The organism is Wolbachia endosymbiont (group A) of Cydia splendana (assembly GCF_947179475.1).
Taxonomy (GTDB): Bacteria; Pseudomonadota; Alphaproteobacteria; order Rickettsiales; family Anaplasmataceae; genus Wolbachia; species Wolbachia pipientis.
Genome location: NZ_CAMXBP010000001.1, coordinates 1,066,221 through 1,085,930 on the forward strand (window position 1 = coordinate 1,066,221; position 19,710 = coordinate 1,085,930).

Genomic DNA, 19,710 nt, shown 5'->3' on the forward strand with positions numbered 1-19,710 from the left:
GGCACTGGCATGACACCCTTTCTGGTAGAGGTTGCTCTCAAATCACAACGTGCATACAACTGCAGCAGTATGATGTTTTATTTATTATAGCTATAACACTGAAGTTTACAATCAGAACAAACCACTTGGCCACGTGGAACTGATTTCAGTTTATCAGTTGAAACTTGATTTGAGCAGAATATGCATTTTATTGTGTTGCTTGGAGTAAGTGAGTTATCAACAGCAATTCTATCATCAAAAACAAAACATTCTCCTTTCCAATTACCATTTTTATTATAAGTTTTTTCAAGGTAAGAAAGAATGCCGCCTTTAAGATGGTAAACATCACTAAATCCAAGGCTTTTCATATATGCTGTAGATTTTTCGCATCTAATCCCACCAGTGCAGTACATAGCCACTTTCAGGTTTTTACTCTCAGAAAATGACTCTGTCCACTGAGGAAACTCACGGAAACATTGTGTGTGTGGATTAATTGCATTCTTAAACTTGCCTAATTTCACTTCATACTCGTTTCGTGTATCTATTACTAAAACGTCAGGTTGAGAAGTAAAATCATCCCAATGCTCTGGATCAACATATTTACCCTTAAGGGAAATATCAAGATTGCTTACACCAAGATTCACAATCTCTCTTTTTAATTTTACCTTCATCTTGCTAAATGGTTGATATTCTGCTGCACTCTCTTTCCATGTAAGGTCCCTTAGCCTGTAATCAGAACGTAGAAAATCGAATATTTTATCAATTGCGTTTCTTTCACCAGATATTGTTGCATTAACACCCTCTTCTGCAAGGAGTATAGTGCCCTTTAACTCAACGTTGTTGCATGCAGCTTTTATTTCGTCTTTCATGTCATAATAATTAGAGAGTTCTACAAAGTGATAGAAAGTTGCAATGACGAAGCTCATGATTATTCACTTATCAACTAAAAACATGATATACAAAATTATAAAGATATTCAATAGTACGGCTGTTAATTACTGGATATCTTCAGTTTTTACATATAACATTTTAATATAAAATATAGATTCAAATTAATGTTTTTAAGAGTATTTAAAAATATATTCTTATTTCTAGTAAGTATATTATTCGTCTGTCCAATATTATCATTAATATCAATTCTATTTACAGATACAGCAAATTCCGGATGGGTAATCAGCACACTTTTCCCTGAATATATACTGAGTACGTTAATTTTGATGATAGGAGTGGGGGGAATATCTTTCATATTTGGAGTAATTCCAGCTTGGCTCACCACATTTTTTTCATTTCCTGGAAGTAAAATTTTTGAGATTGCTTTGTTCTTTCCGATATCGATTCCTGGATATATAGTAGCGTTCGTCTATGTAAATACGCTAGAGTTTTCAGGTCCGGTGCAGAGCTCATTAAGAGACATTTTAGAGTGGAGCAAAGGTGACTATTGGTTTCCTGAAATAAAATCCCTAGGTGGTGGAATATTAGTAATGGGATTCAGCCTATATCCATACGTTTATATGTTAGTCCGCTCAAGTCTAAAGAATGTTAGTAACTCAGTCACTATTGCGTCAACACTTGGGTTCTCCTCATTGAAGAGCCTGTTTTCTGTCATCATACCCTCCATACGCCCATCGATTATAGCTGGGTTGTCTTTGGTACTAATGGAAGTAATTACAGATTTCGGCACACCACAGTTTCTTGCTATCGATACTTTTACGACAGGAATATATCGCACCTGGTTTTTACTGCATGACAAATATTCAACTACTGTTTTAGCAGTTGCAGAGTTGATTTTCGTTGCAACACTAATAGCTATCGAAAAAAAACTACAAAAAAAAGGAATATCCTACTCTTCAATCAATACCAATTCAGATTATCACAACAAACGGAGTATAAGTGGCACTATACCATTGATCTTTGCTTATCTTATGTGTGTATTGCCGATATTAATAGGTTTTATTTTGCCAATGATTCCGCTCATATATTGGAGCATAGAGAAGGGGTTTTTCATATATGAAGCAAGATTCTATAACATAATAGCAAATAGCGTTAGTTTATCATTCATCACTGCACTAATCTCAATTAGCATTGCAATAATTATTGGATATACGGCGCGTAAAAATAAGGTAATCAATAATGTAGCACGTCTCATTTCTTTAGGCTACGCAATTCCAAATGCAATTATCGCAATTAGCATAATAATATTTTTAAGCAGAATATCCTCTTTCATTACTCAATATATTGTGGAAATTAGCTTGGTAGGAACTATTGGCGCATTAGTTTACTCATATTTATTTCGTTTTTTTGCTATATCTTTCAAGGCGGTAGAGTCAGGGCTCAAAAAAACACCAAATGAAATTGAGTGGACTGCATATACTATGGGTCATGGACCTATTTCCACATGTTTGAATGTTCATATCCCTCTCATCAAGAAGAGTATATTATCGGGATTTTTGCTCGTATTTATGGATACTATCAAAGAGCTCACAGCAACACTTATTATAAGACCATTTAATTTTGAAACTATATCAACTAGAATATATGAACTTGTAAGCGATGAGCGCTATAGAGAAGCTGCCCCATTTTCGTTAATAATAGTTATAATAGGCTTAATCTCTACAATAACCTTATTTACACTTGATGATAAGGATAAAAAATAAACGTAACCGTTCACAGATTTCCACTTAATTCTTCAATCTCACTAATAGAAAGGCCAGTAAACTTGACAATAGTGTTGACATCAACATTATTAGCCAGCATTGCTTTTGCGACTTCAATTTTCCCTTCCTCTTTACCAATTTTTTTGCCTTTTTCAGTAGCAAGATCAAGTCTGTATTCAAGAATGGCTTCTTCTTTGCGTAGATCCATTATCCTTTCTTCATAGGCTACTAAATCTTTTTCGTTCCAACGAAACTTGTCTAACTCATCATACGCCAGCTTTATTATTGGTGCTTTTTCTGCTATCTCTTTTAAGTCCTCTTCTGTTGTTTCTTCTGCATATTTAAAAAAGAAACACCACCTTTCTATTGTACTTTCTAGCTGCTCTACTTTACTTTTTGAAAATTTGGGCAATTCTATAAAGATAAATTGAAAATCTTTTAAGTAATGGCCGTTAGTTTTTATATCACGTATATTGTGAGTAGAAATATAATCAACTTCTTCAGGAAGTAAGTTACAATTTGATATAGCAATAAAGAAGACTTTCTTTAAATCAATGTAGTTGCCAGATTTATCTAATTGTCTTGAGTAGGCTTTAGCGGCATATAATTGAGCGCGTTTTTCGAAGCCCTTGTCTCTAGCGAGCTGCATTTCTGCTATATATCTATTTCCGTGAGAATCCTTGCAGAGAACATCAACAATACTTTGTTTATCAGAGGCAACTTCGGGATCCATAATAGTGCTAAGAAACTCAACTTCTTGTATTGCATTTATCTCAGTAAACCCTAAAATATCGTTCAAAAAGTGGATCAGGATATTCTTATTTTTTTCCGTTCCAAAGATTTTTTTGAAACACAAATCATTGCGAGGATCGAGAAATTTTGAAAGAGCCATGGCAAAAATGCTTGAAAATATTAATAATTATACACTATTATTAACAATTATTCAACCATATTTTTGAAGATAGCTAGTTTCTGTATTTATTTTAAATTGAAGAAAGCTCAAATGAAAGATCGTGCTTTGCTAAAAATCACAGAATGCAGTCTGGTTACAAATAAACTATTTTGACAGTTAATGGGGTCTAGTTTTGATGTATGGACTATCCAAAGAAAAGGGTGGTATCATAACTTCAAAAACTTTTATGCTTTCTTCATTCAGAAATTCATACTTACCCTGCATTATTCCTGACGGTACATTTAAGTATGTTCCACTTGTGTATTTAAATACCTCTCCAGATTTTATCACAGGTTGTTCTCCGATAACACCAACTCCGGCAATTTCATTTACTTTTCCCTTATAATCTATTATTTGCCAATGACGACTTAACAATTGAATAGTTGATTGGCTTTTGTTTTTTATCTTAACGTTATACATCCATACATAGCAATTTTCATAAGGAATGGATTGCTCTTCAATATAAATTGGTAAAACTGTAACTTCAACAAAGTTGGTAGTTAGTGTGTATTCTATCATTATAAAATATTCATGATAAGAAAATAGTATCTTAATTATATACTTTTTTCATAGATTTTTCAAGTATACTTTAATTAGGAAGTATCAATTTATAGTATGAATGAACCAGATGCGCTTAGCAAAAAAGTAATAGGAATAATAGGTGGTGGACAATTAGGTAAAATGACTGCTATCGCTGCAACAAAACTTGGACAAAAAACACATGTTTTTGCCAGTGCTAAAGACGATCCGGCTTGCTCTGTTGCTGATGATTTCACAATAGCAGATTTCTCTAATAAGAAAGCTCTTGAATCTTTTGCACAGAGTGTGGATTTAGTTACTATTGAGTCTGAAAATATTCCATGTAGTGCAATTGATATCGATGTAAATTTCTATCCGGGTAAAAAAGCGTTACACATTTCGCAGAACAGACTGAGAGAAAAGGATTTTATTAAAAACTTGGGTATAAAAACTGCTAACTATAAGAGTATACAAAATTATAATGAGCTACTGAAAAGCAGTAGAGCTTTTGGCTATCCAACAAGGCTGAAAACAACAGAAATGGGTTATGATGGAAAAGGGCAATATGTGCTTGAGAATGATTCTGAAGTGAAGCAATTTGCTTCCTTTGATTGGAATACAGAGTACATTCTTGAAGCAAGTGTTGATCTACTGAAAGAGGTTTCAATAGTCGTTGCAAGAGATAAAAACGGTAAAGTAGCTTTTTTTCCTATAGCAGAAAATTACCACGTTGATGGAATACTTGATACTTCAACAGTGCCAGCTAAAATAGATAGTAAATTAACTCAAGAGGTACAACGAGCTGCAAAGAAAATAGCAAATGCGCTTGATGTAATAGGAATTCTGGCTATTGAATTTTTTGTTACTAAGGATAACGAATTGTTAGTTAATGAACTAGCTCCCAGACCTCACAATTCTTGCCACTGGAGCTTGGATGCATGTAACGTTAGTCAATTTGAACAGCTAGTTAGGATAATATGCGGGTTACCTATGCAGGAAGTAGTATTACGCTTTCCTTGTATGACGAAAAATATAATAGGTAATGATATATATGATTCTCATAAGTATTTGAGCAACGAAAAAGCTAGTTTAACCATATATGGGAAAAAAGAGGTTAGGGATAAGCGTAAAATGGGACATGTCAATATAGATTTAAGTTAACAGTTTTTCTACGTCATACCGCCACAACTGTACGAACATTGTGATATGATGAGATGTTACATAGTAAACGGTGTCATTCTAGCACCTCTTTTCCCGTCATCCCGCTGCTTGTTAGCGGGATCTCATTTCACTTTGTGAAGGTGTCATCCCAGCACCTCTTTTCCCGTCATTCCGCTGCTTGTTAGCGGGATCTCATTTTACTTTATGAGGGTGTCATCCGAGTAGCCCCTTTCTCGTCATCCCGCTGCTTGTTAGCTGGATCTCATTTCACTTTATGAAGGTGTCATCCGAGTAGCCTGACTACTTGGATCCAGGAATTTTATTAAGTTGGTAAGCATAAAAGTGGCTGATCTTATGTTAAAACACAACGTTCTTGATGAGATTACAGCAAGGCTGGATTCCAGCGTCAGCTACTTCAATGACAGCAGTCCTACGTCATGCCGCCGCGGTATCTCTAGATCCCGCTAACACGTAGCGGGATGACGGTTGTCGTTTAGCCATAAATGTTTAAGAAATTTACCAAACGAAAAAAAAGGCAAAAGAAGCCCCGTGGTTGGCTAGTTACTTACATTATACTTTCAAGTATGGCGTTTTTTTATTCTAAACGTTTAATAACCGCGATTCATCTGCTTTTAAGCCGCAACTAATCTAAATTATAAACATTAAGAAATTTACTAAACAGAAAAAAAGGCAAAGAAAACCTAGGGTAGCTAATTACTCACTATCCATTTTTTAAGTTGGCGTTTTTTGATGTTTTAAATGCTTTATAAGCGCATTTTAGCTTGTATAGCTAGAAATTTGATAAAGACATAAGGTGCACATAGTGCAAAAAATTAAACATGAGACGCCAAATACGTTGAGTTTTTTTGTCATTTAATCTGTACAGAGAAGATAAATAAATAGCTTCAGTTTCATGATAAGGGGGCTGGCGAAGGGTGTCAAGTAAGTTTTTTCGTTTCTATTTCCAATAAAAGTTTGTATGCAATAACACAGAAGCATGCACTGCTATTCCTTCATTTCTTCCAATATAACCTAATTTCTCTGCAGTGGTTGCTTTGATATTTACAAATTCATCATCAATTTCTAATGCTTTTGATATGAATTTCTTCATTTCTACTTTGTAAGGCGATATTTTAGGCTCTTCACAAACTATAGTAATATCTAAATTAGACACGCTGTACCCTTTTTCTTTTGCTTTTTTAGCAGCAAAGTCAAGAAAGTGAGATGAATTGCAATCTTTCCATTCAGAGGAACTAGGAGGAAAGTGCTCTCCTATGTCGCCACATCCCAGTGCTCCGAGTATTGCATCAACGATTGCATGTATTGCAACATCACCATCAGAGTGCGCTTCTATTGCCATGTTGTGTTCAATTTTCACACTGCAAATTTTTATAAAGCTTTCAGCACCATTTTGAACTTTAATGAACTTATGTATATCATAACCGGCTCCGACACGAAATTTTGGCTCTTCAAAAAGAAGCTTTGCCATATTGATATCCTCTTTTGTGGTTAACTTAAAATTGCTTTTCTCACCTTTAATAATCGCAACATGTTTTTTGTGCTCTACCATTAGTGATGAATCGTCAGTAAATTCTTTGACTGATTGATGGCATGATAATAATTCTTTGAAATTAAAAATTTGAGGGGTTTGTATGGCTCTGAGCTTTCCTCTTGAAATCGTAGATTCAATAAAACTATTACTCACCAATGACATAGTGTCTTCAACTTCTATTGCTGGAACTACTCCTGTATATTGATCATTAATCATAGATTCAACCAAGTTATCTATCAGAACATCTGACACAAAAGGCCTACAAGCATCGTGTATAACTACAAAATCTGGGTTAATTTTTTGTAAGCTTTCAAGCCCTAGTTTAACTGAACTTTGCCTGTTTTCTCCTCCGTATACAGGGCTTAGTAATTTAGTGTCTGTAATTAGTGATATAGCTTTCTCATAGAAACTTTCATGGTCTCTATTAATTGCTATTCTTATGTAATCTATATATTGGTTAGCCAGAAATCTTTTAATTGTATGAAATAAAACAGATTTACCTGCCAGTTTTATATATTGCTTAGGAATCGTAGAATTGCATCTACTGCCTACTCCCGCTGCAACTATTAATGCTGCTATTTTGTATTTCTTAGCGCACATATTTCTTTTTGTAGAAGCTTTCCTCTCTATCCAAGATTCTTTCCGAAAAATAAAATTTCTGACATCATATAAAAGTTACTTCCCCTATTAACTAGCATAATTATAATAGCAAAAGAGATATTTAGAGAGCTCAAAATCTATCTTTGCCTGCGGATTAAACAACTAAATTTTAGTAAAAAACGATAGTATTACAAATCGTAAAATACTTTCAACATAGGAAAAATAAATTGCATATTTTTCAGTAAATTAGCTATGCTAAACACATGCAAAAACGTCATATAACTATTTGTTTCATACTGCTTTTTATAATAGGGATGTTATTCCTGATGCGTCCTATGATTTTTCCATGTTTAATATCTATTATTATTGCATATTTGTTTAATCCGCTAGTAGTCAAGTTTGAAAAGTATAGAATACCACGTTCATGTTCTGTAATTTTTATAATACTTATTTTATTAATAGCTTTTATACTAGTCATAACATTTGTTTTACCTATTATATATGTTCAAATTACTTCAATATTAAATTTCTTAGTGAGTAAAGTGCCTTCATTAAAGCTTAAAGTAATCCCCTCTGTATTAGAATTTCTTAATATGAAAATCGAGGATAGCTTATTTGATCATTTATCTAAAAATCTAGCAGAAAATTACAGCAACTATGTATCTTATTTCATGAATGCTCTTGATATTGCTAGTAACTTTATAATCCAAGTGTTAAGTTCAAGCTTTAACACGGTATCATTAATGGTGATTACTCCTGTAGTGTTTTTCTATATATTACGTGATTGGCCTTTAATTATAGAAAAAGCTAGTAAATTAATCCCTATTCCTTACAGAGGAAAAATTGCAGATTATTTTTCCAAAGTGGATTTCATTATATCTAATTATCTAAAGGGGCAGGTAAATGTATGTATTGTCATGATGGTCTTTTACTCTGTGAGCCTGAGCATAATCGGATTGGAACACTCTATTGTTATTGGAATTTTATCAGGAATGTTAACGTTCATACCTTACGTAGGGCCATTATTATATACCATTATTGGGTTTTTGAGCGCTATCACTCAATTTAGTGGATGGTTTGAAAGTGCTGCTGTTTTGCTATTATTTGGTGTTGGACAATTAATAGATTCAAATATATTAGTTCCTTTATTAATAGGAAAAAAAGTTCATATACATCCAACTGTAATTATTCTGGGAATTACTATATGCGCTTCATATTTTGGATTTACAGGTATATTACTTTTTATTCCAATAATAGCAATGTTCAATGTATCAGTAGAATATGCAATCAATAAATATTTTAAAAGTGAGCTTTATAAAAACGGCTAACAGACCTTTTGCATAATCAATTTATGGTAAGAGGAGAAATGAGCCCAGAATACCTGACACATTTGAGGAGCGTAAGTAAATTTCTGCGCAAAAATTACTACCAGAAAGAGGTTACGTAAGAGGTTCAACGTGCAATTAAATTTATTTAACAACAATCAAGCTGATTATAGCCGGCAAAATTACATCATCTTAGATGAAAATAAGCACGTATATAATTCGGTAGTTAATGATTTATCTTGGAAATGTCTGATTCTTTTTGGACCTAAAAGCTCCGGTAAAACTCATCTTGCTCATATTTGGCAATCAATAAACGATGCAATCTTTATCAATGTGAATAACTTCGTAAGCGAGATTAGGTATAGCGATGCTTTTATTTTAGAAGACGTACAAAACATTAAAGATGAAGCAATGTTATTACATTGTTACAATTACATGAAAGAAAACGACAAGAGGCTGCTAATCACTTCTTCAATTTCACCAAAAAAGCTTAACTTCAAACTAAGAGATTTAAGTTCTCGAATATTATCAACTATCAGCGTAAAAATTTTGCCTGCAAGCGAGGAATTATTAAGAATTATGCTAATAAAACGATTTTCAGATAAACAGTTAAAAATTGATTTAAAAGTGATTAATTATATTTTAGCAAGAATAGAACGTTCTTTCTATAGCATTGATAAAATTATAGAAAAGATAGATAATGAATCTATAGGGTCAAATGTGACCGTTCCTTTTATTAGCACTTTATTAAAAAAAGATGCCATTTGATTTCTTCTTTTGTAAAGGTGTATATTAAAAATTTATTAACACCCATAACACTAACGTAATTGGAATCTCTATCTGTCCATGTTAGAATTATAATCAATGTTATGTTATAATAAATATAGATAGATACAGCTAAGAAGTATTCTATATTTATAGTAGAGCTCACTTTATAAGGTGTTTTTTATAGATTTAACGTTATAATTTAACTATGATAAGAGTAAGATTAAATTTAAGAAAAAGGTTAAAGCAAAAGTTTGTGATGTTCACTTTATTGATAAATGCTTTATTTGTCTCATATTTTCTCATAAGAAACACAGGGAACACTTCTAATCAAATTATAGCCAAAGAAATAAATATAGGAACTGATAATGAAAAATAAACAGTCGCAAAATAAAAAAGAAAATCTTTACATAACATATTACATAGATGCTTTAGCTTCAGAGAGGTCCGCTGCACAAAATACTCTGGAAAGTTATCGTTCGGATTTACACCAGTTTGAAGAATTTTTATTGGAAAGCGGCACTACCTTGGTTGGTGTAAACAAAACCAATATTAAAGATTATGTGAAATCTTTATGTACACAAAAAAAATATAAAAGTAGCTCTATATCAAGAAAAATATCCGCTATGAAAAATTTTTACAAGTGTCTATTTAATGACGGAATAATAGATTTTAATCCAGCGCCGGCTAATGATGCTGAATTAAAGAATCCAAAAGTTTCTCGTCCTTTGCCTAAGTATTTAAGTGTCGAAGAAATATTTTTGCTAATGGACACAGTGAGAAAATCAGCAAGCGAATCGAATAAAGAGATAAGCAGTAAAAGGCTATGTGCGATTTTAGATATCCTTTACTCTTCTGGAATGCGTGTTTCTGAACTAATTAGTATGAAATTATGTGAAGTGTCACATTTAATAAACAGTAATAACAAAGAATGCTATATAATAATAAAAGGAAAAAGTGGTAGAGAGAGGCAAATTCTTTTTAATGAACAAGCATTGCAGAGCCTTAGAAATTATTTATCAGTTCGTGATAATCTGATCTCTAAAGAAAAGGAATCCGATTGGCTATTCCCAGGTGATAAACCTAATAAACCAATTACAAGGCAGAGGGTCGGTCAATTAATGAAGGAGTTGGCAAGAAAATGCAATATTGATGAAAATAAGATCTCTCCACACGTGATTAGGCATTCTTTTGCTACCCATCTACTAAATAGCGGAGCAAATATTGTGTTGATACAGAAAGTTCTTGGCCATACTAACCTTTCTACAACACAAATATATACTCATATTGCTAACGAAAAGTTAAAGGACAAATTAGCTGATTCGCATCCTATTACTCAGATGATCAATAATTAAATTTATTGTTTTTAATTTGTAATAAAGTTAAATTTAAATAAATTTATGTGAGTTTGTGATTTCAAGTTTATTGTTTAATTTCTTTCTTATATTATGGGAGGTATTCTATACTTTCATTACTCTCCCTGTAATTTTCTTTTCTGAGTGTGTAATAACCATTTTCCTCGTCTGTTCGGTGAGAGTTGTATTATTCATGCTGCGTTTATTATGTGGCATTAAATATGAAGTGAGGGGAATGGAAAACATCCCTAAGCAACCTTTTATCATTGCATCTAAACACCAATCTCCATTTGAAACATTTATTTTTATACTACTATTTAGAAAAGCGGTTTTTATTTTAAAACGTGAATTGAAATGGATTCCATTCATTGGTTTGCATCTTATAGCGCTGAAAATGATTTTTATTAACCGTTCAGATGGTATCAGTTCTATACGCCATATAATCAAACTAGCAAAAATGCGTATAAAAGAAAATAGAAGCATAATAATATTTCCTGAAGGTACAAGAACAACTATAAACCAAAATATAAAATATCAACCAGGTATTGCTGCTTTATATAGCGTATTATCTGTTCCTGTGTTACCGGTTGCTTTAAACACTGGTTTGTTTTGGCCAAAAAGCATACTTTCTCTGAGAAAGAATCCCGGAAAGGCAGTAATAGAAATATTGCCCCCAATATATCCTGGGTTAAACAAAAATGAATTCTTGCAAAGTTTAGAAAAAATTATTGAAGAGAGAAGCAGTAGATTAACCATAGGAAAAACTGATATTGCAAATTAACAAAAAAACTTTATAATTAAAAGAAAAGTACAGTATTTTAGGTATTAATATATGGCAAATCATAAGAGTGCTAAAAAAATGATAAAGGTAATAGCAAAGCGCACTTTAATAAATAAGATGCGGAAAAGTAAAACTCGCACCTCTATTAGAAAATTGGTTGATATAATCAAGTCTGGCGACAAAGAAAATGTTGTTCTGGCATTTCGGAATGCTGAATCTAATTTACACAAGTGTGTGAATAAAGGTGTTATTCATAGGAATACTGCTGCGCGTAAAATAAGTCGCTTAAATGCAAAAGTAAAAGCATTGATGACCGCTTAATACGGTTAATGTAAAGTTAACTGTATTAATATATACTCCTCAGTTTGTATATTCTGTATAAAATTTAAGTAGCTTAAGTGATGGATAAAAAAGTGCTATTAGAACTAAGTAATGGATTAAAAATCGAGCTACCTGTATTAAGCGGAACAACAGGTCCTGATGTGTTAAATATCAAGGATTTATATAAGATGACAGGATTATTCACTTACGATCCAGGGTTTGTTTCTACAGCTTCATGCTCTTCTACAATTACATTCATTGATGGAGATGAAGGAGTTCTTAAATATAGGGGACATAATATAGCTGATTTGGCAGAGAATAATAATTTTACTGCTGTGATTTATTTATTGCTCTATGGTGAATTACCCAGTTCAGAGCAACACAAAAAATTTCTTCTCAAAATACAAGAATCATCCAAAGTATCAGAGCAAGTTACAAATGTAATTAAAGCATTTCCAAAAACTGCTCACCCTATGTCAATCTTAGTTGCATGTTTTGCAAGTTTGTCAGCATCTTATCATGAAAAGCATGGCAACAATGTCAATGGTGAAGACCTAGATTTTGGAATTTCTGCAATAGCGCAAGTTTCCACAATTATTGCAATGATTTATAGGCATATCAACAATCAGGAATTCATAAATGCTAACAATGAATTAAGTTACAGTGAAAATTTCTTAAAGATGATATTTGGCGATGCTGTTGATAATGATAAAAGCGCCCTTTTTGCAAAAGCTCTGGATAAAATATTTACTCTCCATGCTGATCATGAACAGAATGCTTCTACGGCGGCTGTCAGATTGGTGGGATCGGCTGGTTCTAATCTGTTTGCAAGCCTCTCTGCAGGAGTTGCTACACTTTGGGGACCAGCACATGGTGGAGCTAATGAGGCAGTTATAAATATGCTAAAAGAGATAGAGCAAAGTGGAGATATAGATAAATTCATCGAAAAAGCTAAAGATGATAAAGATCCATTTAAATTGATGGGATTTGGACATCGTGTTTATAAAAATTATGATCCGCGCGCGCGTATATTGAAAGGCGCTTGCCATGAGGTTCTAAGTAAACTAGAACAAAATAATGAACTGCTTAAAATTGCAAAAAAACTTGAAGAAATAGCTTTAAAGGATGAATATTTTATCGTGCGTAAGTTATATCCAAATGTTGATTTTTACTCAGGTATAATAATGAATGCTATTGATATCCCCTCAAATATGTTCACGCCTATTTTTGCACTTGCAAGAACCACTGGTTGGGTTACTCAGTGGTATGAAATGATAAATGATAAAGAAACTAAGATCTGTAGACCAAGGCAACTCTATTTTGGTAAATAAATTTATTTTCACTTCATTAGACTTCTTGCATAACCCAAACTAAGTAGAAAAAAGGTGTCATCCGAGTAGCTGACACTGGTTCCTTTACAACGGAAGTGTCCAGAGGTGTCATTCCAGTCTGGAATCCAGAAAAAAGGATGGTGTCATTCCGTATCCGTTTAGCCAATGGCGTCAACTTAAGAACTTTCATTAGCAAACTCTCCTAAAGACATGATGGCGTTTAGGCTTATCTACTTTATTGCGGCTGTCCCGGTCGGATTTTAACTTTAGCGCGTATACTTAAAAAGGGCTTGAAAGTTTTTTGGCGCAATAAGTACCTGATAGAGTTTCTGCCTCATTACACCAAATAAAACTGAAAAATTTAAACGATACTCAGTAATTTGATCTGGGTTCCAAGGCCCTTGTGCATCACATATATGAAGCGATAATATATTGCACATGACCAAGTTTGCCCAAAATTCTTGTAATACAGCCTCTCCAGAAAAATTCTCTAACTCTGCTCCTACTTTGAGTCGTTTATAGCACTCCTCTATGTGCCACCTTAACACATAAGCTTTGCTCCAAAGTCTCGGTCAAAAACTCTGTTTCTCAGTTGGCTAATGTCAGCACTATAACTCTTACTTTCTGTCCTTTCATTTTATTTTTTAGCTTTTCATTTTCTAATATAAAATCAAAATCTAATTCGCCAGCGTTCCCATAGCTTACTATAATTTCTTTTTTGCAAGCAAAAAATAAAATCTACTTCCAAATCATAATGCTGCTGAATGAATTTTACTGAAGACGATCATAGATAAATAATAATTTCTCTTGATTTAATAAACGCATTTGAGTGATAACTTCGGGTAATTGCTCTGCCGCCAACGTTTGTTCACCTATATTCCAAGCTGCAAGACGAGCACTGCAAATCAATGAAGTACACAAATCAACAAACAAATTGCCAATGGTGCCTGTTGTTCCATTTGGTTCAAACTCGGATACAATTTCCCCAGAGCTGGGTAATCTCATACCAGAACCATCTGCTGCAATAAGTCTATAGCCTCTCCAACTCAGGTTCATCCTGATAGGCTGTTTGGATGCTTAAATTCTTGAGCCTGTATGGCAAATCTTATACCTTGCTTTAGAAAAAGCTTGCTTTGAGGGTACATGTCAATGGCTCCATAAGTTCACATTCTATTCCCAAACTTTTTTTAACTAACTTTAAAATCATAGAAAATACTGTCGAAAAAGCTTGTTCGTGTAAAACTCAACACAATGGATTTTCTGAAAAGTTTTCGAGTATATTATATTTTTAATTTGTAGAATAAGGTTTTTTCCTTTTTGCATATTTCACCTAAAAAGGACACATTTTAGACTTCTTTGTTGAAATAAAACAGAAACAAAAGTGCTGTCCCTTGCACTCTTTGGATAATTTAATGATAAAAAATTTAGAGAGAAATTTTATACACTATCGCTGATATTTTTCCTTAAGTTGACGCCATTGCCTGAACACTTACCTAATGATGAAGCTATCGAAAACATAGCAAAGAGACTTCAAAAATCTATAGACGATGCAAAAAAGCACAAGGTCATGTTCAGTGTTGATGTATTCCAAGGAGAAAAAAGTCATCAATAATAGATTATTCGATACTGATCTTATACCACCTCATGGAGCAAGATAAAAATGTTACTGAGACTGGAAAAGAAAAACTACGGCCTCTTATGTTAGAAATGTTTAATCTAGTTTCAACAGGCACTGATGTGAGCCAAGAAGTTCGGAGATTATTGCCAGAAGATATACTGAAAGAACGCGGCGAATATTTGTCACGTCTAAAACAAATTGTAAGTGATAGTATTGAAAATGACAAAAAAAAAGAAATTGTAGTAGAAAGAGATAATAAATTTTATTATGTACAGTGTCCAGAAAAAAGTGTGATCACTCCTGCAAAATTTATGAACTCCCCGGAATTTAAGGACTTAGAATATGGTGCATTGCGAATAGGAGAAGGAGATAATCTAATCTGAATAAAAAGCTGGCAATATCATGATATGCAAGGCAAAGTAAAAATGACCTTTAGGGTAGGCGATGAAAAGATCGAAATGATTTTATCTTCTGAAAAAGCTGAAAGTTTTGGTAAAATAATGGTACATATGGATGACAAAAGTTGTGAAATCTTCTCAAAGTACCTAAAAGAGCTAGAAAAAGAACCTCGTATAAGCAAGGTTGTTGAAGCTGCTAAAAGTTTTGCACAAACGAAAAGCAGTGCAGTTATTCCACCTCTTTCTAATATGAAAAGTGTTGACACATCGCAACATTTTCAAAGTAGTGACCATGAATCACCAGAGCATTAACAATTATCATACATACATTGTTGCATATAGCAATAGTGTATGTGTATAGTTAGTAGGGTTTGTAAACTTAATAAAGTCTACAACTAATTTGAAAACTACTTTATTGTATGCAAGACTTTAAAATACTAGAAAATCTAAAAACCAAAGCACTAGAAGCTGAAAAAGGAGGCGGTTCTGACAGGATTACCAAACAACATGAAAAAGGGAAATTAACTGCTAGAGAAAGGCTCAGTATATTGCTCGATGAAAGTTCTTTTGCAGAATACGATAAATTCGTAAAACATCATGCAAATGATTTTGGCATGCAAAATGCTAATTTTTTAGGTGATGGGGTAGTGATTGGTCATGGTACTATTTATGGCAGAAAAGTTTTTGTTTATTCTCAGGATTTTACTGTCTTTGGTGGATCACTTGGTGCGTCACATGCAAAAAAAATATGCAAAATTATGGATATGGCAATTAATGCCAGGGTTCCAATTATCGGACTAAATGACTCTGGTGGAGCCAGAATTCAGGAAGGAGTAAATTCCCTTGCTGGTTATGGAGAAATTTTTCAAAGAAACGTAAATGCATCAGGTGTTATACCACAAATTTCTTTAATTATGGGCCCATGTGCAGGAGGTGCAGTTTATTCCCCAGCATTAACTGACTTTACTTTCATGGTGAAAAACAGTTCATATATGTTTATAACCGGGCCAGATGTAGTAAAAAAGGTTACCTACGAAGATGTAAGTTTCGAAGACCTCGGTGGAGCAAAAATTCATACAAGCAAAACAGGAGTAGCGGATTTTGCATTCAATAATGATGTTGAAATGCTGCTAAAAATGCGTAAATTCTTTACTTTCTTACCAGCAAATAATCAAGAATCACCAAAATCTGCACCAATCTGTAATGATGTTGACGACATTGATGAATCCTTAAACACTCTAATTCCTACCAATCCTAATACTCCTTATGATATGTATGAACTCATTGAAAAAGTTTGTGATGAAAGGAATTTCTTTGAACTGAAACCTGATTTTGCTCGTAATATCATAACTGGTTTTGGTAGAATTGGAGGAAATACTGTCGGTATTGTTGCAAATCAACCTATGCACCTTGCAGGATGTTTGGATATTGATTCTTCAAGAAAAGCTGCGAGGTTTGTAAGGTTTTGTGACGCATTTAACATTCCGATCATCACACTTATTGATGTTCCAGGATTTTTGCCGGGTACAAATCAAGAATACAATAATATAATACAACACGGAGCGAAACTGCTTTACGCTTACGCTGAAGCGACCGTGCCGAAAATTAGCCTTATCACTAGAAAAGCGTATGGTGGTGCATACATTGTTATGAATTCGAAACATCTAAAAGGTGATATAAATTATGCCTGGCCAACTGCTGAAATAGCTGTGATGGGCCCTGAAAGTGCAGTTGAGATTATATTTCGACACGAAAAAGATCAGCAAACGTTAATTAAAGAATATAAAGAAAAATTTGCTAACCCATTTTTTGCTGCATCATATGGATACATTGATGACATTATAGTGCCAAGTAAAACAAGGTATCACTTTTGTAAAGCATTAGAGCTACTCAAAAACAAGAAGGTAGAAAGGATATGGAAAAAGCATGACAACTTACCTCTGTAACTTTCTTCTAAGCCTTGCTTACAAGTTATGCAATATTATAAGTATAATCAGTGTGCCGTTACCAAGACTCGAACTTGGGACCTCGTCATTACCAATGACGTACTCTACCACCTGAGCTACAACGGCAAGTTTATATATTATGATAATGAATAACACAAAAAAGAATAAGGAAAAAGAAGAGGAGAAAAAAAGATTAGCGAAAGCTTTAAAGCAAAATATTTTGAAAAGAAAAAAGCAGCAACAGAGTAGACAGAGAACCCTTTCAAAACTCGTTTGTGGTGAGGAATTTTTAGGAGAAAGCACCGCAGAATACTCGAATGTATTTGAGAACGACAAAATTACCATCAGAAACTTAAGTTTTGAAGGAGGTATCATGCCAGAACTACCGGAAGTGGAAGTAATCTCTAATTTTTTGCTTGATAAAATTAAAAACAAGCAAATCAGTAATGTTATAGTGAATAATTGGAATTTACGTGCCCCAATAACAAAAAATATTGATGATATGCTAAAGGGCAAAGTCATACGCAACATCAAGCGTAGAGGTAAGTATACCATCTGGAATACAGATGGTAGTGTGGCTGTAATCATACATCTTGGCATGAGCGGAAAGCTTATATATGCTGACCACGATCAAATGCGGAATAAGCATGATCACGTGGTATTTTTATTTTCTGACAATACTTCAATAATTTTTAATGACCCAAGAAGATTTGGATTAGTTATCGTTTTAAATAAAGAACAAGAAACGGATTTTTTTAGCGATTTTGGAATAGAGCCCCTCACGGATGAATTCAGTGGAGACTATTTACAGGAGTTGCTGAAAAACAAAAAAGTGAATATCAAATCAGCGTTAATGGACAATAAATCAATAGTTGGCGTAGGCAACATATATGCTTCTGAGAGCTTGTTTAGAGCCTGTATATCACCACTCAGGTCAGCAAAAAACTTGACCTATAGAGAGTGCGAAAAACTTGCTGCTGAAATAAAAAATACTCTGAGTGATGCAATTGCTGCAGGCGGTTCAACACTGAAAGATTATGCACAGCCATCTGGATCTGCTGGATACTTTCAAAATAACTTTTACGTATATGGTAAAGTTCAAAAACCTTGCAAGATTTGCAATAATATCATAACACTTATACGACAAAATGGCCGTAGCACTTATTTTTGCAACGCGTGCCAGAATTAAGATTTTATTTTTTGATATGATATTTTCACTTGAAAAAGATCCATTTGATTTGTTTTCAAAGTGGTACAAAGCAGTACTTAATTCTCCGTGTGAACAACCAACTGCAATGACGCTAGCAACTTGTAGCAAAGACTGTATTCCATCTGCAAGAGTGGTATTACTAAAGGAATATAGCAAAGAAGGTTTTGTGTTTTTCACTAACGTAAACAGTAAAAAAGGGAAAGAATTGACTGAGAACCCCAAAGCTGCGTTAGTGTTTCATTGGATAGAATTTGCTAGGCAAGTGCGAATTGAAGGAGAGGTTAAACTTCTAAACGATGAAAGAACTGACAAATACTTCTCTTCTCGAGCGCTGGGTAGTCAAATTAGCGCATGGTGCTCAAAACAATCGAGCATTCTGAAAGATTGGCAAGATTTTGAGCAAGCTATAAAATTGAAGGAAAAAGAATTTCATAATACACAAGTTTCTCGTCCTGATTTTTGGGTGGGATTTTGCGTAATCCCAAAAGTAATTGAATTTTGGCAAGAAGGTGAATATAGGAAGCATATTAGATTTAGATACACTCTTGTTGAGGGAAGCGATTGGAAAGTGGAACAACTATATCCTTAAAAATGGTTGCGGGAGTAGGATTTGAACCTACGACCTTCAGGTTATGAGCCTGACGAGCTACCGAGCTGCTCCATCCCGCGTCGTTGCTTATTTAGTTATTATATATACAAATAATGAAAAAAGAAAAATAAAATTTCACCACATGCAAATATCGACACACTTATTAACTTTTCTTGACATAATAGTTAGTTATATACGTAACAATCTGCGCAATGAACAATATAACTTGATACTGTGGTTTCGTGTTTTTCAGTGTGTAGGAATTCTAACCTATTTTTCCCTAAGTTTTGAACCAAGCTGCATATCTATTTTTCTTTTGCTTTTACCCACACTAATTTTGATTGCAATATTGTATAAAAGGTACGCGATATTGTGTATCGCTTTAATTGCAGTGCTCATAGGATTTACAGCTAGTAAATTAAGAACAGCTTTAGTTGATACTCAAATTCTTGATAAAGAGAGATATGTAAAAGATATCGTTGCCACAGTGAAGGATATTAACGACAGGGGCTCATATAAACAATTTCTACTTTCTGTTGAAAAATCCCCTACTATCTCAAAATCCTCTCCTGTCATCCCAGCGCCCCCTTTTGTCATCCCAGTACTTGATACTGGGATGGCTTTGTTGCATAGCAACTGAAAAAATCTGGTGGC

19 protein-coding genes, 2 tRNA genes and 2 pseudogenes are annotated in these 19,710 nt (G+C 33.7%); 15 read left to right on the forward strand and 8 right to left on the reverse strand.

Going from position 1 to position 19,710, the window contains the following annotated elements:
- Window positions 1–77: 77 nt before the first annotated feature.
- Window positions 78–905: an oxygen-dependent tRNA uridine(34) hydroxylase TrhO gene (gene trhO / locus OM961_RS05415; RefSeq protein ID WP_182309660.1), complete on the reverse strand. Its 828-nt coding sequence runs from the start codon at window positions 903–905 to the stop codon at window positions 78–80.
- 129 nt (window positions 906–1,034) lie between these two features.
- Between trhO and OM961_RS05420 the strand changes: the two genes are divergently transcribed.
- Window positions 1,035–2,633 (forward strand): ABC transporter permease, encoded by a 1,599-nt coding sequence (locus tag OM961_RS05420; protein ID WP_182309659.1) that lies wholly within the window; start codon window positions 1,035–1,037, stop codon window positions 2,631–2,633.
- A 10-nt stretch (window positions 2,634–2,643) separates the two neighbouring features.
- Here OM961_RS05420 and OM961_RS05425 read toward each other — a convergent pair whose 3' ends face one another.
- On the reverse strand, window positions 2,644–3,525 hold the full coding sequence (locus tag OM961_RS05425) for an Rpn family recombination-promoting nuclease/putative transposase (RefSeq protein ID WP_264339551.1): 882 nt from the start codon (window positions 3,523–3,525) through the stop codon (window positions 2,644–2,646).
- A gap of 177 nt (window positions 3,526–3,702) precedes the next feature.
- Window positions 3,703–4,104: a Co2+/Mg2+ efflux protein ApaG gene (apaG, locus tag OM961_RS05430; RefSeq protein ID WP_007549064.1), complete on the reverse strand. Its 402-nt coding sequence runs from the start codon at window positions 4,102–4,104 to the stop codon at window positions 3,703–3,705.
- A 96-nt stretch (window positions 4,105–4,200) separates the two neighbouring features.
- On the opposite strand from apaG, the gene OM961_RS05435 reads away from it, so the two are divergent.
- Complete coding sequence (locus OM961_RS05435) at window positions 4,201–5,265, forward strand: 5-(carboxyamino)imidazole ribonucleotide synthase (protein WP_264339552.1); 1,065 nt, start codon at window positions 4,201–4,203, stop codon at window positions 5,263–5,265.
- A gap of 958 nt (window positions 5,266–6,223) precedes the next feature.
- Here the strand turns inward: OM961_RS05435 and ispD are convergent.
- Window positions 6,224–7,417 carry a 2-C-methyl-D-erythritol 4-phosphate cytidylyltransferase gene (ispD, locus tag OM961_RS05440; RefSeq protein WP_264339553.1) on the reverse strand — a complete coding sequence of 398 codons (1,194 nt, stop codon included), beginning with the start codon at window positions 7,415–7,417 and terminating at the stop codon, window positions 6,224–6,226.
- Window positions 7,418–7,680: 263 nt separating this feature from the next.
- Here ispD and OM961_RS05445 point away from each other — a divergent pair, with 263 nt between their 5' ends.
- The 6 genes from OM961_RS05445 (at window position 7,681) to OM961_RS05470 (ending at window position 13,295) form a co-directional block, all read left to right on the forward strand.
- On the forward strand, window positions 7,681–8,745 hold the full coding sequence (locus tag OM961_RS05445; RefSeq protein WP_151808091.1) for an AI-2E family transporter: 1,065 nt from the start codon (window positions 7,681–7,683) through the stop codon (window positions 8,743–8,745).
- A 129-nt stretch (window positions 8,746–8,874) separates the two neighbouring features.
- On the forward strand, window positions 8,875–9,510 hold the full coding sequence (locus tag OM961_RS05450) for a DnaA ATPase domain-containing protein (RefSeq protein ID WP_006280257.1): 636 nt from the start codon (window positions 8,875–8,877) through the stop codon (window positions 9,508–9,510).
- Between the two features lie 365 nt (window positions 9,511–9,875).
- Window positions 9,876–10,862 carry a tyrosine recombinase gene (locus OM961_RS05455; protein ID WP_151808093.1) on the forward strand — a complete coding sequence of 329 codons (987 nt, stop codon included), beginning with the start codon at window positions 9,876–9,878 and terminating at the stop codon, window positions 10,860–10,862.
- A gap of 193 nt (window positions 10,863–11,055) precedes the next feature.
- Window positions 11,056–11,643 carry a lysophospholipid acyltransferase family protein gene (locus tag OM961_RS05460; protein ID WP_010081980.1) on the forward strand — a complete coding sequence of 196 codons (588 nt, stop codon included), beginning with the start codon at window positions 11,056–11,058 and terminating at the stop codon, window positions 11,641–11,643.
- Between the two features lie 51 nt (window positions 11,644–11,694).
- On the forward strand, window positions 11,695–11,964 hold the full coding sequence (gene rpsT, locus OM961_RS05465; protein ID WP_012673338.1) for a 30S ribosomal protein S20: 270 nt from the start codon (window positions 11,695–11,697) through the stop codon (window positions 11,962–11,964).
- An 80-nt stretch (window positions 11,965–12,044) separates the two neighbouring features.
- Window positions 12,045–13,295, forward strand: coding sequence for a citrate synthase (locus tag OM961_RS05470; RefSeq protein ID WP_015589409.1), 1,251 nt, complete (start codon window positions 12,045–12,047; stop codon window positions 13,293–13,295).
- 16 nt (window positions 13,296–13,311) lie between these two features.
- On the opposite strand, the gene OM961_RS05475 is transcribed toward OM961_RS05470, so the two are convergent.
- Window positions 13,312–13,461 (reverse strand): hypothetical protein, encoded by a 150-nt coding sequence (locus tag OM961_RS05475; RefSeq protein WP_264339554.1) that lies wholly within the window; start codon window positions 13,459–13,461, stop codon window positions 13,312–13,314.
- A gap of 23 nt (window positions 13,462–13,484) precedes the next feature.
- A pseudogene (locus OM961_RS05480) lies at window positions 13,485–14,618 on the reverse strand (transposase).
- Between the two features lie 154 nt (window positions 14,619–14,772).
- Here OM961_RS05480 and OM961_RS05485 point away from each other — a divergent pair.
- From OM961_RS05485 to OM961_RS05500, 4 genes are all read left to right on the forward strand, one after another.
- A complete protein-coding gene (locus tag OM961_RS05485) occupies window positions 14,773–14,907 on the forward strand; it encodes a hypothetical protein (protein ID WP_255324782.1) in 135 nt (44 codons plus the stop codon).
- A 32-nt stretch (window positions 14,908–14,939) separates the two neighbouring features.
- Window positions 14,940–15,296, forward strand: coding sequence for a hypothetical protein (locus OM961_RS05490; RefSeq protein WP_227738564.1), 357 nt, complete (start codon window positions 14,940–14,942; stop codon window positions 15,294–15,296).
- 24 nt (window positions 15,297–15,320) lie between these two features.
- Window positions 15,321–15,623, forward strand: a complete 303-nt coding sequence (locus OM961_RS05495) for a hypothetical protein (RefSeq protein WP_264339555.1) — start codon at window positions 15,321–15,323, stop codon at window positions 15,621–15,623.
- 107 nt (window positions 15,624–15,730) lie between these two features.
- On the forward strand, window positions 15,731–17,257 hold the full coding sequence (locus OM961_RS05500) for an acyl-CoA carboxylase subunit beta (RefSeq protein WP_264339556.1): 1,527 nt from the start codon (window positions 15,731–15,733) through the stop codon (window positions 17,255–17,257).
- 53 nt (window positions 17,258–17,310) lie between these two features.
- Here the strand turns inward: OM961_RS05500 and OM961_RS05505 are convergent.
- Window positions 17,311–17,383: transfer RNA gene (locus OM961_RS05505), tRNA-Thr, on the reverse strand.
- A gap of 247 nt (window positions 17,384–17,630) precedes the next feature.
- On the opposite strand from OM961_RS05505, the gene mutM reads away from it, so the two are divergent.
- Together mutM and pdxH are read left to right on the forward strand one after the other, a co-directional pair.
- On the forward strand, window positions 17,631–18,446 hold the full coding sequence (mutM, locus tag OM961_RS05510; protein ID WP_015589411.1) for a bifunctional DNA-formamidopyrimidine glycosylase/DNA-(apurinic or apyrimidinic site) lyase: 816 nt from the start codon (window positions 17,631–17,633) through the stop codon (window positions 18,444–18,446).
- A gap of 16 nt (window positions 18,447–18,462) precedes the next feature.
- Entirely contained in the window at window positions 18,463–19,056 is a 594-nt protein-coding gene (gene pdxH, locus OM961_RS05515) for a pyridoxamine 5'-phosphate oxidase (protein ID WP_022626142.1), read from the forward strand.
- Between the two features lie 3 nt (window positions 19,057–19,059).
- Here pdxH and OM961_RS05520 read toward each other — a convergent pair.
- Window positions 19,060–19,136: transfer RNA gene (locus OM961_RS05520), tRNA-Met, on the reverse strand.
- A gap of 62 nt (window positions 19,137–19,198) precedes the next feature.
- On the opposite strand from OM961_RS05520, the pseudogene OM961_RS05525 reads away from it, so the two are divergent.
- Window positions 19,199–19,675, forward strand: a pseudogene (locus OM961_RS05525) (ComEC/Rec2 family competence protein); the annotation flags it as partial.
- Between the last annotated feature and the right edge of the window lie 35 nt (window positions 19,676–19,710).